Raw genomic sequence first — 15,160 nt, 5'->3', positions numbered from 1 at the left:
CATGAAATCAAAAATTCAAGAATCTAAAAAAAACAATACAGAAAATATGGGGAAAAAATTTCTTTTAATTGCAGCATTATTATTTTTTAGTTTCTCAATACAAGCACAAGACAAAAAAGCAAAAGAACTTTTAGATCAAGTTACCGCCAAAGTAAAAAGCTACAATACAATCGTAATCGATTTCAAGTATTCTTTGAATAACGCTAAAGAAAACATCAATCAGGACAGTAAAGGAAATGTAACTATGAAGGGAAATCAATATGTATTGAATTTCATGGGAGTGACTAAAATTTTTGATGGTAAAAAAACATACACTATTGTTCCGGAAGATGAGGAAATCACTATTTCTAAAGTCAACGAAAAAGATGACAATGCCATTACACCTTCAAAAATGTTAACTTTTTTCAATACCGGTTATAAATACAATATGGATATTTTACAGAACGTAAAAGGCCGAAAAATTCAGTATATAAAATTGGTTCCTACCAATTCTAAAGATCAGAGAAAAGAAGTATTACTAGGGATTGATATCCAAACCAAACACATCTATAACTTAATAGAAGTGGGTAAAAAAGGCACAAAAACAACTTTAACGGTTAATTCTTTCAAAACCAACCAACCTTTGTCAAAAAATCAATTTACATTTGCGGAAAGTAAATATCCAAATTACTACATCAACAAATTAGATTAATCTATTCGGTGAAAATTCTTGACAAATACTTATTAAAAACATTCTTGACTACATTTACTACGGTATTTGTAATCCTATTTTTCATTTTTATACTTCAAACTGTCTGGTTATTCATATCTGAATTGGCTGGAAAAGATTTAGATTTATTAATGATTATTAAATTTCTGGCATTTTCCATGCCTCGAATCGTACCATTGGTATTGCCTCTTTCTATACTATTGGCTTCCATAATGACCTTTGGTAATTTAGCTGAAAATTATGAATTCGCAGCGATGAAATCTTCTGGAATTTCGTTGCAAAGAGCCATGAGAAGTCTGACTGTTTTTATCATTTTATTAAGTATTGTAGCTTTCTTTTTTTCGAATAATGTTATTCCCTATGCGGAATATAAATTCATCAATTTTAGAAAAAATATCGCACAAGTTAAACCTGCATTGGCTATAGCTGAAGGTCAGTTTAACGATGTAGGATTTTACAATATTAAGGTGAATAAAAAATCTGGTGAACAAGGAAATATTCTTACTGGCGTGACAATTCACAAAAAATCAAACATTGGTGACGGAAGTAAAACCGTAATCAAAGCAAAAGACGGTGAGTTAATCAGCAGTGAACAATCCAGTATTTTACAATTGGTGCTTAACGACGGATACTACTACGAGGACATTGTTCCTAAGAAGTATGAAGATCGCATTAAAATGCCTTTTGCCAAAAGCTCCTTTAAAAAACACATCATCAACATCGATTTATCTGAATTAAACAAGACCGATGTAACTGATGAAAGTGTGGCAAATACGAACACAATGCTGACTGTTACTGAATTAAAATACACTTTGGATTCATTGAACAAAAACATAAAAAATGACATTATTTCATTTTCTGAAAATAGCAACATGCGAGTTGGTATTCCTTTAAATAAAAAACTGGAGAAAGCACCAAAAAGAAAACCGCTTCCTAAAGATATTTTGTCATTGTATACTTTAGAACAAAAATCGGATATTTTAAAAATAGCGGTCAGTAATCTTGCTAGCACAACCTACTCCATCGATACTACTAAAGCAGAACTAGACAACAAACAAAAGAATATCAATAAACATTTATTGGCTTTTTACGATAAATTTGTAATTGTATTTGCTTGTTTTCTAATGTTTTTCATTGGAGCACCATTGGGAGCAATCATCAGAAAAGGTGGTTTAGGACTTCCAATTGTTTTTGCAATTTTAATCTTTATTACATTTCACTTTATAAATACTTTTGGAAAAAGAATAGCACAGGAAAACGGAATGACTCCTTTTATGGGAGCTTGGTTATCCTCATTTATCCTGACTCCATTAGCGGTTCTATTAACATACAGAGCCACAAACGATATTGGATTAATAAATATGGACGTTATTCTGGCTCCATTCCAAAAAATAATCAAAAAAATACTACCATCACAAAATTAACAACACAAATGGTTACAAATAACATACAACTCAACACAATTGAAGAAGCGATTGAAGATATTCGCCAGGGAAAAATAATCATTGTTGTTGACGATGAGGACCGCGAAAATGAAGGAGATTTTTTGGCTGCAGCCGAAAAAGTGACACCAGAAATGATAAATTTCATGGCAACACACGGTAGAGGATTAATTTGTGCTCCACTGACAGAAAGCCGTTGTAAAGAATTGGGATTGCATGTAATGGTAAGCAACAATACGGATCCAATGGAAACCGCTTTTACTGTTTCGGTAGATTTAAGAGGCAATGGAGTAACTACAGGAATCTCTGCTGGAGACAGAGCAAAAACTATTTTATCATTAGTTGATTCTAAAACTAAACCACATGATTTAGCACGTCCGGGACATATATTCCCCCTTATTGCAAAACAAGGTGGCGTATTAAGAAGAACAGGACATACCGAAGCTGCTATAGATTTTGCTCGATTAGCTGGATTTAAATCCGCAGGTGTGATTGTAGAAATCATGAACGAAGATGGTTCAATGGCCCGTTTACCACAATTAGTGGAAGTGGCTAAAAAATTCGATTTGAAATTAGTGTCCATCGAAGCTTTAGTGGCCTATAGAATGCAACACGATAGTTTGATCGTTAAAAAAGAAGATTTTGACATTGAGACTCGTTTTGGTACTTTTAGACTAAGAGCATACCAACAAACGACTAATAAGCAAATACATATTGCTTTAACTAAAGGAACTTGGAATTTGGGTGAATCGATTTTAACCAGAATCAATTCGTCACAGGTGAATAATGATTTGTTAGGCACATTGACCAATAACGCAGACCAACAACTGGATGACATGTTCCAGGTAATAAACGAAGCCGGAAAAGGTGCTGTTATTTTCATCAATCAGGACATGCAATCCGTAAATTTATTGAATCGTATCGCCGAACTTAAATCATTACAAGCACAAGGTGAAATGAAAGCGCCTAAAATTGTTATTGACAGCAAAGATTTTGGTATCGGAGCGCAAATATTACATGATATTGACATCTCAAAAATTAGATTAGTATCCAATACTGAAGGAACAAAACGGGTAGGAATGATTGGATATGGGTTAGAAATAACCGAATATGTAAAGTATTAACCCCATTCATTACTATTTTATAAAAATAAGTTTCATCTAAAGTAAAGAAAATGAAACCTTTAAAAATTAGCCCTAAAAAATAGATGCTTTTTTTCTAAAAATAGATTTGCATAACCAAAAAAGGTTCTTATATTTGCACTCGCAATCAGATAATGAAAGCGACATACTGGAGAAATGGCAGAGCGGTCGAATGCGGCAGTCTTGAAAACTGTTGACTGTAACAGGTCCGGGGGTTCGAATCCCTCTTTCTCCGCCAGTATAACCCGAAACGAAAGTTTCGGGTTTTTTGTTTTTATCATTCTATTATAAAGTCTCAGCGGAGTTATTCTCTTTCTACAAAGTAAAACACGAAAAAAGACTTCTCCTTTTCCAGAAGAATTAATTCTGAAATATGCCAATTACACTTAAAAATACAAGCAAAATAATGGAGTATAAAAAACGTAACTAGCATATAAAAATAGGATTAAATGCTTGAATAAAAATATGAGTGAGAAAATGAAAACAGTAAGAAATAATTTTTCTGTTGAAAAGAGTTCCATTGACAAAAAGCCGAAAAAATTTAATTAGTTCAAACTTCTGTATTCATTAGGTGTATACCCTACTCGTTGTTTAAACAATCTGGAAAAATGCTGCGGGTATTTAAAGCCCAACTGATAAGCGATTTCGTTTACAGTCAAATGGTCTACCAGAATTTTATCTTTTGCTACATCAATTATTTTATTTTGGATGTATTCCTGAGCAGATTTACCGGTTTCCTTTTTTATTAAATCACCAAAATAGTTGGCTGATAAATGTAGTTCATCTGCACAATAAGCAACAGATGGCAATCCGATAGTGTTGGGTTTATCAGTTGTGAAATAACTATTTAACACCTCTTCAAATTTTTCTAAAATTCCTTTATTAACATTTTCTCTTGTTATAAATTGCCTATCATAAAACCGTTCACAATAATTTAAAAACAATTCAATATTTGAAGCTATAAGTTTCTTACTATGCTTGTCTACCCCGAGTTGCAATTCTAACTGAATTTTTGAAAAAGAGTCTAAAACAATTTGTCTTTCGCGTTCTGATAAATGCAAGGCTTCGTTGGCATTATAACTGAAAAAATTATAATCATTTATACTTTTAAAAAGAGAAGTGCCGTGTATCAAATCAGGATGAAATACTAAGGCATGTCCTTTTGGTTGATATACTTTACCATCCGTTTCTATCTCCATTACTTGCCCTGGCGCAACAAAAACCAATGTACCTTCCTGGTAGTCATAGTGATTACAACCATATCGCAAATCACCACATTTTATATCTTTCAAAAAGATGCAATAAAAGCCATAATAAATTCTAACAGTCTTCTCTCCTTCCCAAGATCTTTCGTTGGCTTTTGAAAAATCAATAACACTTATTAATGGATGTAAAGTTTCGTTATTGTTAAATACATTATATTCAGTAATGGTATTAAACTTGACTATTTTATTCATACAAATTTTCATTTTATAATACAAATTTAGGTATTTAGAGATAGTAATTATCATATAGTAAGTCCAATAAGTAATATTGGTAGAACAATCAGTAATCCATATACCAACAACCTCATTTTCAGGTCGGAAATTTGCAGAGTACTATAAGTTATCCTAATTGCCAGGAAAATTTATAGTAACTTTAAATTAAAAAATCATGCAAAATATAAAACTAAACAACGGAGTAGAAATGCCAATTTTAGGATTCGGTGTTTTCCAAATTCCGGATGCTACTGAATGTGAAAAAGTAGTATTAGAAGCGATCGATTGTGGTTATCGTTTAATCGATACAGCGGCTTCGTATAGGAATGAAGCTGCCGTAGGTAATGCCATTAAGAAAAGTGGTGTGCTTAGAGAAGAATTGTTTATTACAACAAAAGTATGGGTCCAAGATGCTGGTTATGAAAAAACAAAAGCTGCTTTTCAAAAATCATTAGACCTGTTGCAACTAGACTATCTGGATTTATATCTTATTCATCAACCCTATGGAGATATTTTTGGATCTTGGAGGGCTATGCAAGAATTATATGCTGAAGGTAAAATCAGAGCAATTGGTGTTGCGAATTTTCATCCGGACAGAATGATGGATTTGATTGCTAATAGTGGTTTTACACCTGCTGTTAACCAAATTGAAACACATCCATTTCATCAACAAATTAGTACTCAAGAATTTCTTCAGAATAACAACGTACAAATTCAATCTTGGGGACCCTTTGCAGAAGGAAAAAATAACATATTCCATAATGACTTGTTAATTTCAATTGGCAATAAACATGATAAAAGCATTGCTCAAATTATTCTTCGTTGGTTAATCCAAAGAGGCGTTGTAGCTATTCCAAAATCAGTACGAAAAGAAAGAATGAGGGAGAACTTCACCATTTTCGATTTTGAATTATCAGCAGATGATATGCAAATGATTCAGACACTGGACACGAAAGAAAGTTTGTTTTTTGACCACAGAGATCCGGACATGGTAAAATGGTTAAGCGAGTATAAAATAGAATTATAAAAAACCGCAGGATTAACATTGGCTGGAAGCGCTATACTCCCATCAAATTCAGAAATAGAAAAAAAGAAAAAATATACTAATTAAAAATTAATCGCATTATGAAAAAGTCAATTTTTGGACTACTGATACTCATTCTATTCGCAAACAAGTCTTTTGCACAAACTGCTACTGCCGCTGAACAGGAAGTGATTCAACTTTCAAAACAAAAATGGGAATGGATGGCCGATAAAAATGTCGATAAACTTACCCCTTTGTTTGATGATAAATCTGTGTTTGTCCATATGGGAGGAAGTTGGGGAAAAATCCAAGAAATCAATGTTATCAAAAGTGGAGGGATTCATTACAAGAAAGCAGATATTCACGAAGTATCAGTAAACATTATTGGTAATACCGCAATCCTTTTAAACAGAATTACACTATTGGCAGTAGTTGGAGGAAATGAAGTTACCAATCCATTTATGGTTACAGAGGTATATATAAAAGACAACAATGGTTGGAAACTTGGCTCATTATCGTTCACTAAGCTAATGGTACCTGGACAATAAGATTTGAAAAATGGGAAAATATTGATCCCGATTGGAGATTATAAGTTTAAAAATATAAATTATGATGAAAAAGAAAGTAATTCAATTGTGGAGCATACTTTGTTTGTTATTGATGATCCATTCATCATTTTACGCCCAAAAAAGCACAAAACAAAAACCGTTACTAATTGAAGAGCAGGGAAGTTTTGCTGTTGGAGGAACTATCATTACCAATCCAGGCACATTCGATCCGTACAAACCTACTCCTGAAGGACAAACGTTTCGTGGAGATCACGCCTACGTTTTTTATCAAATTCCTGTAAAGGCTCGCAAATATCCATTAGTGATGTGGCACGGCATAGGTCAGTTTTCTAAAACATGGGAAAGCACGCCCGACGGACGAGAAGGGTATCAAAATATTTTTCTCCGCAGAAACTTTCCTGTTTATGTGATTGATCAACCAAGAAGAGGAAATGCGGGCAGAAGTACTGTAGCAGCTACGATTAATCCAACTCCAGATGAACAACAATGGTTTGATGTCTTCCGTGTAGGTGTATGGCCCAATTATTTTGAAGGCGTCCAATTTGCCCGAGATTCCAATACACTCAATCAATACTTTCGCTCTATGGTACCAAACATTGGTACTATTGATAGTAATGTGAATTCGGATGCGGTTTCAACGTTATTCAACAAAATTGGTGCTGCAATTTTGGTTACACATTCCCATTCTGGTGGTATGGGATGGATTACAGCTGTAAAAAATCAAAACGTAAAAGCTATAGTGTCTTACGAACCCGGTAGTGGATTCTTATTTCCTGAAGGTGAAGTGCCATCCCCTTTAACGAGTTCGGCAGGTTCACTAGAAGCAAGTTCGATTCCTATGAAAGAATTCATGAAACTTACTAAAATACCGATTGTCATTTATTATGGTGATAATATTCCTGAAAGCCTCTCCAACAATCCTGGGACAGACGGATGGAGAGTACGACTACAGATGGCGAGATTATGGCGAGATGTAGTAAACAAATACGGTGGTGATGTAACCGTAGTACATCTTCCTGAGGCAGGTCTCAAAGGAAATACACACTTTCCGTTTTCAGATTTAAATAATATACAAGTAGCTGATTTAATGAGTAAATGGTTAAAAGAAAAGGGCCTAGACAAGTAATAAAAAATAATTATGAAGCAATTTAGAATTTTCAGTTTTAAAGTTATAGTATTAAGTTTTGCATTATTTTCCCATTACACAAAAGCACAAGATATAGAATCAACTAATAAAAAATTAAGCGCAAAAGAAAAAAGCATTATTACCATTGCATCACTGACAGCCAAAGGCGACTTAGCCACTCTAAAATTAGAGTTAAACAAAGGTCTTGAAGCGGGACTTACCGTAAATGAAATAAAAGAAATATTGATTCATACCTATGCCTATTGCGGTTTTCCGAGAAGTATCAGAGGATTGCAAACTTTTATGGAAGTACTTAACGAACGAAAAACAAAAGGGATTAACGATGAATCTGGCAAAGAAGCTTCTCCAATCAAAGAAGATGGCAATAAATACCAACGAGGCAAAACCATTTTAGAACAACTTACCAAAACACCACAACCGAATACGCTTACAGGATATTCAGCTTTTGCACCGGTAATAGATACCTTTTTAAAAGAACATTTGTTTACCGATATTTTCGAAAGAGATATTTTAACCTACACTCAAAGAGAGTTGGTTACAATTTCTGTTATCAGTGCGATTGGTGATGCTGAGCCAATGCTAAAAAGTCATTTGACAATTTCGCTCAATGTAGGTATATCACCTGAACAATTGAAAGAATTTATAGGCGTAATCCAACCAATCATTGGAAGAAAGAAAACTAAAGAAGCAAAAGAAGTAGTAAGCGAAGTGTTGAAAAGTAGACAGAAAAATAATTAATAATGAAAAAAATAGTATTAATAATCACAATAGTAATTTCAATAATAACGGTACAGATGTCAAGTGCTCAAATTATCCAAAAAGAACGAAAGCAAAATCCATACACTCTTGTATATGAGGGAGCAATTACCGAAAATGTAAAGGGAAAAGTAAACATTTATCCTGTTACTTATACAATTAAAGAGATTACAATAGTAGCTAATGTCTACACTCCTGCCAACTACGATGCTTCAAAAAAATATCCTGCGGTAGTTATTGCCCATCCTAATGGTGGTGTAAAAGAACAAGTGGCAGGTTTATACGCCCAACGATTAGCTGAACAGGGCTATATCACTATCACGGCAGATGCTGCATACCAAGGAGGTAGCGGTGGAGAGCCTCGTAATGTGGATAAACCGGCAAACCGAATTGAAGACGTACACGCAATGGCCGATTTTATTTCACAATATAAAGGAGTTGATACTTCAAGACTTGGATTATTAGGAATTTGTGGTGGCGGCGGTTATTCTTTAAAGGCAGCCCAATCAGACAAACGATTTAAAGCAATAGCGACAGTGAGTATGTTCAATTCTGGTGTAGTAAGACGTAACGGTTTTATGAACTCACAATTTTCAACAATTCAGCAACGATTAAAAGAAGCTTCTGATGCCCGTACCCAAGAAGCAGCAGGTGGTACAATTATGTATGTAGGCGATACGCAACTCACTGATAAACAAATAGCAGCACTACCGTTTGATCTATATCGTGAAGGATTTGAGTATTACGGTAAAACACATGCTCATCCAAATTCAACATTTAAATACACAAAGAGTAGTCTGATGGATTTAATGACGTTTGATGCCAGTACCAATATGGACTTGATAAACCAACCATTATTAATGATAGCGGGTAGTAAAGCCGATACTTTTTATATGACTGATGATGCTTTTAACAAAGCTACCAATGCAAAAAACAAAGAACTATTTCTTATTAATGGCGCTACTCATATAGAAACCTATTGGAAACCCGATTATGTATTGCAAGCGGTAAATAAATTGGGTAATTTTTATCAAACCAATCTTTAAAATTTAAAAAGATGAACCTTAAAAATATAGCCATAATAGTTCTTACAGGAGTGTTTGCTTTTTCTTGTAAAGCGCAAAAAAAAGCAATACTTTCAACAGAAACAGCATTACAAAAATCAATCCTTTTCGGCAAAGGAGAAAAAATTACCAATACTAATTTTACAGGTACAGCTTATTTACAAATGCTGATAGCCGCTGATAGTCTTAATCCAACCTCAGTAGGAAATGTGACCTTTGAACCTGGAGCAAGAACAAAATGGCACCTTCATCCTGGCGGGCAAATTTTGTTGGCCACCGATGGAGTTGGATATTATCAGGAAAAAGGGCAACCTAAAAAAATACTTCGTAAAGGAGATGTAATCAAATGTCCACCCAATATTCAACATTGGCACGGTGCCAGTATTGACACCTATTTTGTTCAAGTCGCAATAACAAATACTCAAAACGGCGTGCCTGTTTGGTTACAGGCTGTAACTGATGAAGAGTACAAATAAATTTAAATAAATAGAAACAGAAAAGAAATTTTTTTTCGAAATATGCTTTTCAATGCTATATTACGCGCGGTTTCAGCCGACTGATAAGCTAAAATAATAATCCCACAAACCTATATAAAATAAATATTTTTACGCTTCTAAAAACTAAATAGAACTGAAATTAAAAATAAAATTGCATTCTGAAACGCTTGTTCCAAAAAAAATTATATATTTGCATTTTAAATTAAAACTTAATGGCTCGCTGCATAGAATTTAACGAAGTTGAAAAAATTGAAAAAGCAATGAATGTCTTTTGGGAAAAAGGATATAATGCTACTTCAATGCAAGACCTCGTGGATGCAATGCAGATCAATAGAAGTAGTTTATATAATACAATTGGTGACAAGCATCAGTTATTTATGAAATGCATCAGCAATTATTTTGATACAGCAATGTGTGAAGTAAAGCAAAAAGTAGCCAAAGAAAAATCTGCTAAGCAAGCTCTTATCAACATTATTAATGATAAAGCATCCTGGATAGTAGATTGTGAAAAAGGTTGTCTAGGTATTAAAACTATTTTTGAATTAGCACCTGAAGACCTTGAAGTTCGCAACCTAATGAGTAAAAACAATGATATTTTTATTGATTTTTTAGCTGAAACGGTTCAAAAAGCAATGGACAATAAGGAAATGGATGATACTGAAGATGCTGATTTAATGGCAGAGTATATTATGACATCATTTACAGGTTGGAAACAATCCTACATCCTCCATAGAAATCCTATAAAAATTAAAAAAATGTCAGAATACCTGATTAAAAATATATTCAAATAATTTTTTTTTACACGAATTCTGAAACGTTTATTTCAGATAACATTATTTATTAAGCATACGCATTTTTTAAACTACAGCATTGATTCTGAAACGATTGTTCCAGAATTATTGCTACACTAAAACCATAATCTTTAAATAAAAACAGCATGAATTCTGAAACGTTTATTCCAAAAACAATTGCAATACCTAAGACCCAATTAAATCCAATTTCAATCATGAAAAAAATTACATTATTAAGCATAATGGCTGTGTTTATAATCAGCTGTGCAGATAAATCACAAGCGCCTGCTGCTGCAGCTCCTACTCTTCCTGTAATGAGTATTAGCTATCAGGCAGCCTCAACAGAAACCGAATATCCAGCTGCTCTACAAGGTGCTGTAGATGTAGAAATTCGCCCGCAAGTATCCGGAAACCTAGAAAGAATATATGTAGACGAAGGTACTTATGTTAACAAAGGTCAGACACTTTTTAAAATAAACGAACGCCCTTTTCGTGAGCAATTAAACAATGCTTTGGCTAATCTTCACGCGGCAGAAGCAGCTTATTTAAACGCTCAATTAGAAGTCGATAAATTGATGCCTTTGGTTCTGAACAAGGTAGTTTCGGAATATCAGTTGAAAACGGCTAAAGCTTCGCAAAAAATCGCTGCTGCCAATATCGAACAAGCAAAAGCAATGGTAGGTTCCGCTAGAATTAATTTAGGATATACAAATGTTACAGCTCCTGTTAGCGGTTATATTGGAAGATTGCCTAAAAAACAAGGAAGTTTAGTTGCCTCAACTGATGTTGAGCCGTTAACCAGCTTATCAGATGTGCATGAAGTGTATGCTTATTTCTCATTAGGTGAAACCGATTTTATCAAATTCAAATCGCTTTATACAGGAAATACCCTTGGCGATAAAATCAAAAAAATTCCTCCAGTTACTTTAATTCTTGCTGATAATTCGGATTACCCGCAATTAGGTAAAATCGATATGGTCGACGGACAATTCGATAAAAACACAGGGGCAATAACACTTAGAGCAACTTTCCCAAATGCAGGCGGAACGCTACGTTCAGGAAATACAGGGAAAATTCGTTTGGGAATTCAACACAATGATGCCATTTTGGTTCCGCAATCGGCCACAGTAGAAATGCAGGATAAAATATTCGTTTTTACACTAAACAAAGCAAACAAAGTTAACAAAATGCCTATCACAATTATTGGTAAAAGTGGTACTGACTATCTTATCAAAGACGGTGTAAAATCTGGAGACCAAATTGTATTAAGCGGTATCGACAAACTTCAGGAAGGACAGGTAATTCAACCAGAAAAAACAACGGCTAAAGTTGCCCAAATAATTAACAAAAAATAATTTATATAAAAAATGTTCAAAATATTTATACAAAGACCCGTACTGGCAACTGTTATTTCCATTTTATTGGTGATATTAGGTATACTTGGTCTGACGAAGTTGCCTTTACAACAGTTTCCAGATATTGCTCCACCATCTGTTTTAGTGACAGCAGTTTATCCGGGAGCTAATGCAGAAACGGTTTTGCGTTCTGTTGCCCCTTCTCTGGAAGAATCTATAAACGGTGTTGAAAACATGACGTACATGAGCTCTACAGCCAGTAATGATGGTACTCTTGCTATTACTGTTTTCTTTAAACTGGGGACTGATGCTGATCAGGCAGCTGTAAACGTTCAAAACAGGGTGGCACAAGCTACAAGTCAGTTGCCGGCAGAAGTTATTCAGCAAGGTGTAACCACTGCAAAACAACAAAACAGTTTCATCATGGCGATCGGTATGTATACCGATGATGAGTCGAAATACGATCAGACTTTTGTTGCCAATTATGCTCAAATTAATATTATTCCTGAAATCAAACGTATTCCGGGTGTAGGTTCTGCCAGTATTTTTGGAGGAGTCAAAGATTATTCGATGAGAGTTTGGTTAAACCCAACTCAAATGTCAACCTATCAGGTTACACCAAATGAAGTAATGGCAGCTATTCAGGACAAAAGTTTAGAAGCTGCGCCGGGTAAATTTGGTGAAAGAAGTAAAGAGGTTTTTGAATATGTAATTAAATATAAAGGGAAACTTACTAAACCAGAGGATTATCAAAACATTGCCATTCGTTCGAATGCAGATGGTTCTGTCCTGCGCTTAAAAGATGTTGCCAGAGTAGAACTTGGTGCCTATTCTTATAACAGCTTAACGCGTTTAAACGGAAAAAAGGGAATTGTAATTGGTGTTATTCAGTTGGCGGGTTCTAACTCAAATGATATTCAAGTTGCTATTAATAAGCTAATTGTAAAAGCCTCAAAAGATTTTCCTCCAGGCATAAAACACAATATTTTCTATAGTACAAAGGTTTCGTTAGACCAATCTATCGATCAGGTGAAACAAACTTTGATAGAAGCGTTTATATTAGTATTCATCGTTGTATTTATCTTCTTGCAGGATTTCAGATCGACTTTAATTCCGGCAATTGCAGTTCCAGTGGCCATTCTAGGTACGTTCTTCTTCATGCAGTTATTTGGATTTTCGATTAATTTATTGACATTATTCGCTTTAATCTTAGCGATTGGTATTGTTGTGGATGATGCGATTGTAGTCGTCGAAGCCGTGCATGCTAAAATGGAACATAAACATTTGTCTCCAAAAATTGCAACACATGAAGCTATGCACGAAATTACCGGTGCGATTATTTCGATCACATTGGTAATGGCGGCGGTATTCTTGCCGGTTGGTTTTATGGAAGGATCAACAGGGGTTTTCTATCGACAGTTTGCTTTTACGATGGCGATTGCAATTGTAATTTCGGCAGTAAACGCTTTAACGTTGAGTCCTGCCCTTGCTGCTTTATTCTTAAAAGATAATCATACTGGTGAAGAAGGAAATAAACCTTATGCAAAACAAGGTTTTAAAGAGAAATTTTTTATCGGATTCAACAATAGTTTCAACTCTCTTACCAACCGTTATGTTGGTGGATTAAAATTCTTGATTCGTAACAAATGGGTAAGCTTAGGCGGATTGGCTTTAATTACTTTTGCTACAATTGTTATGGTAAAAACGACTCCTTCAGGGTTTATCCCAACAGAAGATCAAGGATTTATTGCCATTGCGGTAAACACTCCTTCTGGAACCTCTTTAGACGGAACCCAAAAAGTAATGACTGAAGCTGAAAATATACTAAGCAAATTAGACGCATCAAGAGACGTTACTGCGATTTCAGGTTTCAACTTATTGACAAATTCTACAAGTCCATCTTCTGCAGTTGTTTTTGTATTGCTTAAACCAAATGACGAACGTGGCGATGTTAAAAATATCGACGAAATAATGAATCAGGTTCGTGGCAAATTAGGTGCGATTTCAGGAGGTAGTTTCTTCGTATTTAGTTTCCCAACCGTTCCGGGATTTAGTAACGTAGAAGCTTTAGACTTAGTGTTGCAGGATAAAACCGGTGGCAAACTGGATAAGTTTAGTGGTATCTCTCAAAACTTCATTGGAGAATTGATGAAACGCCCTGAAATTGCTGTAGCATTTACCAGTTTCAAAGCCGATTATCCTCAATTACAATTGGATATTAATGATGCAAAAGCAGATCAATTAGGCGTAAAAGTCAAAGATATTTTGCAAACGATGCAAGCATATTTCGGTTCAGCACAAGCATCTGACTTTAACCGATTTGGTAAATATTACAGAGTGGTTGTTCAGGCTGATGTTGATGACAGAGCAGATCCTTCTGCCATAGACCGAGTTTTTGTGAAAAACAAAAATGGAGAAATGGTGCCAATAAATACTTTAGTAAAACTGACTCGTATTTATGGTTCTGAAACTGCCTCGAGATACAATTTATTCAACTCCATTTCGATTAATGCAATTCCGAAACCTGGATTTAGTTCCGGAGACGCCATTAAAGCGATTGAAGAAGTAGCAGCACAGCAATTACCAGCAGGTTACAGCTATGAATTCTCAGGACAAACCCGTGAGGAAATTTCTTCCGGAGGTCAATCAGCAACTATTTTCTTACTGTGTCTGATATTCATTTATTTCCTACTTGCTGCACAGTACGAAAGTTACATTTTGCCATTGGCCGTAATCTTATCCATACCAGCAGGTATATTTGGAGTATTTGTAGCCATTGGATTAACAGGAATCGAAAACAACATTTATGTACAAGTTGCATTGGTAATGTTAATTGGGCTTCTCGCCAAAAATGCCATCTTGATTGTAGAGTTTGCCGTCCAAAAACGAAAATCCGGTCAGGCATTAGTCAAAGCGTCAATCGATGCAGCAAAACTACGTTTACGACCAATTATCATGACATCACTAGCTTTTGTTGTGGGATTAATCCCGATGATGAGTGCCAAAGGACCATCTGCACAAGGTAATCACTCCATCAGTATTGGTGCCGCAGGAGGTATGATTTCAGGAGTAATTCTAGGGTTGTTAATCATCCCGGTTTTATTCATCGTATTCCAACATTTACAAGAAAAGGTTTCCGGGAAACCAGTAGCCGTAATTCATAACGAAGAAAAATAAAAATGGAAA

The 15,160-nt window shown here is 34.8% G+C and carries 14 protein-coding genes and 1 tRNA gene; 13 read left to right on the top strand and 2 right to left on the bottom strand.

The features are described from left to right. Window position 1: 1 nt before the first annotated feature. The 4 genes from lolA1 to QLS65_RS07625 all read left to right on the top strand — a co-directional run bounded on the left by lolA1 (window position 2) and on the right by QLS65_RS07625 (window position 3,531). Window positions 2-691: an outer membrane lipoprotein periplasmic chaperone LolA1 gene (lolA1, locus tag QLS65_RS07640; RefSeq protein WP_099716312.1), complete on the top strand. Its 690-nt coding sequence runs from the start codon at window positions 2-4 to the stop codon at window positions 689-691. Between the two features lie 8 nt (window positions 692-699). Next, window positions 700-2,133, top strand: coding sequence for an LptF/LptG family permease (locus tag QLS65_RS07635; RefSeq protein WP_282716397.1), 1,434 nt, complete (start codon window positions 700-702; stop codon window positions 2,131-2,133). A gap of 8 nt (window positions 2,134-2,141) precedes the next feature. Continuing rightward, window positions 2,142-3,275 (top strand): 3,4-dihydroxy-2-butanone-4-phosphate synthase, encoded by a 1,134-nt coding sequence (ribB, locus tag QLS65_RS07630; protein ID WP_099715175.1) that lies wholly within the window; start codon window positions 2,142-2,144, stop codon window positions 3,273-3,275. Window positions 3,276-3,443: 168 nt separating this feature from the next. After that, window positions 3,444-3,531, top strand: a tRNA-Ser gene (locus QLS65_RS07625). A gap of 307 nt (window positions 3,532-3,838) precedes the next feature. Here the strand turns inward: QLS65_RS07625 and QLS65_RS07620 are convergent. Continuing rightward, a complete protein-coding gene (locus QLS65_RS07620) occupies window positions 3,839-4,750 on the bottom strand; it encodes a helix-turn-helix domain-containing protein (protein WP_282716394.1) in 912 nt (303 codons plus the stop codon). Between the two features lie 196 nt (window positions 4,751-4,946). Between QLS65_RS07620 and QLS65_RS07615 the strand changes: the two genes are divergently transcribed. The 7 genes from QLS65_RS07615 (at window position 4,947) to QLS65_RS07585 (ending at window position 10,619) form a co-directional block, all read left to right on the top strand. Next, entirely contained in the window at window positions 4,947-5,798 is an 852-nt protein-coding gene (locus QLS65_RS07615) for an aldo/keto reductase (protein ID WP_099715173.1), read from the top strand. A 98-nt stretch (window positions 5,799-5,896) separates the two neighbouring features. Next, complete coding sequence (locus QLS65_RS07610; protein ID WP_282712644.1) at window positions 5,897-6,343, top strand: nuclear transport factor 2 family protein; 447 nt, start codon at window positions 5,897-5,899, stop codon at window positions 6,341-6,343. Between the two features lie 61 nt (window positions 6,344-6,404). Then, window positions 6,405-7,490, top strand: a complete 1,086-nt coding sequence (locus QLS65_RS07605) for an alpha/beta hydrolase (RefSeq protein WP_282712643.1) — start codon at window positions 6,405-6,407, stop codon at window positions 7,488-7,490. Window positions 7,491-7,502: 12 nt separating this feature from the next. After that, on the top strand, window positions 7,503-8,249 hold the full coding sequence (locus QLS65_RS07600) for a carboxymuconolactone decarboxylase family protein (protein ID WP_282712642.1): 747 nt from the start codon (window positions 7,503-7,505) through the stop codon (window positions 8,247-8,249). A 2-nt stretch (window positions 8,250-8,251) separates the two neighbouring features. Continuing rightward, window positions 8,252-9,313: an alpha/beta hydrolase gene (locus tag QLS65_RS07595; RefSeq protein ID WP_282712641.1), complete on the top strand. Its 1,062-nt coding sequence runs from the start codon at window positions 8,252-8,254 to the stop codon at window positions 9,311-9,313. Between the two features lie 11 nt (window positions 9,314-9,324). After that, a complete protein-coding gene (locus QLS65_RS07590; RefSeq protein WP_282712640.1) occupies window positions 9,325-9,807 on the top strand; it encodes a cupin domain-containing protein in 483 nt (160 codons plus the stop codon). A gap of 233 nt (window positions 9,808-10,040) precedes the next feature. After that, window positions 10,041-10,619 (top strand): TetR/AcrR family transcriptional regulator, encoded by a 579-nt coding sequence (locus QLS65_RS07585; protein WP_282716389.1) that lies wholly within the window; start codon window positions 10,041-10,043, stop codon window positions 10,617-10,619. A 49-nt stretch (window positions 10,620-10,668) separates the two neighbouring features. Here the strand turns inward: QLS65_RS07585 and QLS65_RS07580 are convergent, their stop codons facing one another. Further along, window positions 10,669-10,836 (bottom strand): hypothetical protein, encoded by a 168-nt coding sequence (locus tag QLS65_RS07580; RefSeq protein WP_282716387.1) that lies wholly within the window; start codon window positions 10,834-10,836, stop codon window positions 10,669-10,671. Here QLS65_RS07580 and QLS65_RS07575 point away from each other — a divergent pair. Together QLS65_RS07575 and QLS65_RS07570 are read left to right on the top strand one after the other, a co-directional pair. Beyond that, on the top strand, window positions 10,835-11,974 hold the full coding sequence (locus tag QLS65_RS07575; protein WP_282716385.1) for an efflux RND transporter periplasmic adaptor subunit: 1,140 nt from the start codon (window positions 10,835-10,837) through the stop codon (window positions 11,972-11,974). The genes QLS65_RS07580 and QLS65_RS07575 overlap by 2 nt on opposite strands. Window positions 11,975-11,986: 12 nt before the next feature. Next, window positions 11,987-15,151, top strand: a complete 3,165-nt coding sequence (locus QLS65_RS07570; RefSeq protein WP_282716383.1) for an efflux RND transporter permease subunit — start codon at window positions 11,987-11,989, stop codon at window positions 15,149-15,151. Window positions 15,152-15,160 lie beyond the last annotated feature (9 nt).

Source organism: Flavobacterium algoritolerans, from assembly GCF_030010385.1.
Lineage (GTDB): Bacteria > Bacteroidota > Bacteroidia > Flavobacteriales > Flavobacteriaceae > Flavobacterium > Flavobacterium algoritolerans.
This window is presented reverse-complemented; position numbering and strand designations above follow the sequence as displayed.

Excerpts from the sequence above, each read along its gene's own strand:
- lolA1 (WP_099716312.1), top strand. The coding sequence starts at position 2 with ATGAAATCAAAAATTCAAGAATCTAAAAAAAACAATACAGAAAATATG.
- ribB (WP_099715175.1), top strand. The coding sequence starts at position 2,142 with ATGGTTACAAATAACATACAACTCAACACAATTGAAGAAGCGATTGAA.
- QLS65_RS07620 (WP_282716394.1), bottom strand. The coding sequence starts at position 4,750 with ATGAATAAAATAGTCAAGTTTAATACCATTACTGAATATAATGTATTT.
- QLS65_RS07615 (WP_099715173.1), top strand. The coding sequence starts at position 4,947 with ATGCAAAATATAAAACTAAACAACGGAGTAGAAATGCCAATTTTAGGA.
- QLS65_RS07610 (WP_282712644.1), top strand. The coding sequence starts at position 5,897 with ATGAAAAAGTCAATTTTTGGACTACTGATACTCATTCTATTCGCAAAC.
- QLS65_RS07605 (WP_282712643.1), top strand. The coding sequence starts at position 6,405 with ATGATGAAAAAGAAAGTAATTCAATTGTGGAGCATACTTTGTTTGTTA.
- QLS65_RS07600 (WP_282712642.1), top strand. The coding sequence starts at position 7,503 with ATGAAGCAATTTAGAATTTTCAGTTTTAAAGTTATAGTATTAAGTTTT.
- QLS65_RS07595 (WP_282712641.1), top strand. The coding sequence starts at position 8,252 with ATGAAAAAAATAGTATTAATAATCACAATAGTAATTTCAATAATAACG.
- QLS65_RS07590 (WP_282712640.1), top strand. The coding sequence starts at position 9,325 with ATGAACCTTAAAAATATAGCCATAATAGTTCTTACAGGAGTGTTTGCT.
- QLS65_RS07585 (WP_282716389.1), top strand. The coding sequence starts at position 10,041 with ATGGCTCGCTGCATAGAATTTAACGAAGTTGAAAAAATTGAAAAAGCA.
- QLS65_RS07575 (WP_282716385.1), top strand. The coding sequence starts at position 10,835 with ATGAAAAAAATTACATTATTAAGCATAATGGCTGTGTTTATAATCAGC.
- QLS65_RS07580 (WP_282716387.1), bottom strand. The coding sequence starts at position 10,836 with ATGATTGAAATTGGATTTAATTGGGTCTTAGGTATTGCAATTGTTTTT.
- QLS65_RS07570 (WP_282716383.1), top strand. The coding sequence starts at position 11,987 with ATGTTCAAAATATTTATACAAAGACCCGTACTGGCAACTGTTATTTCC.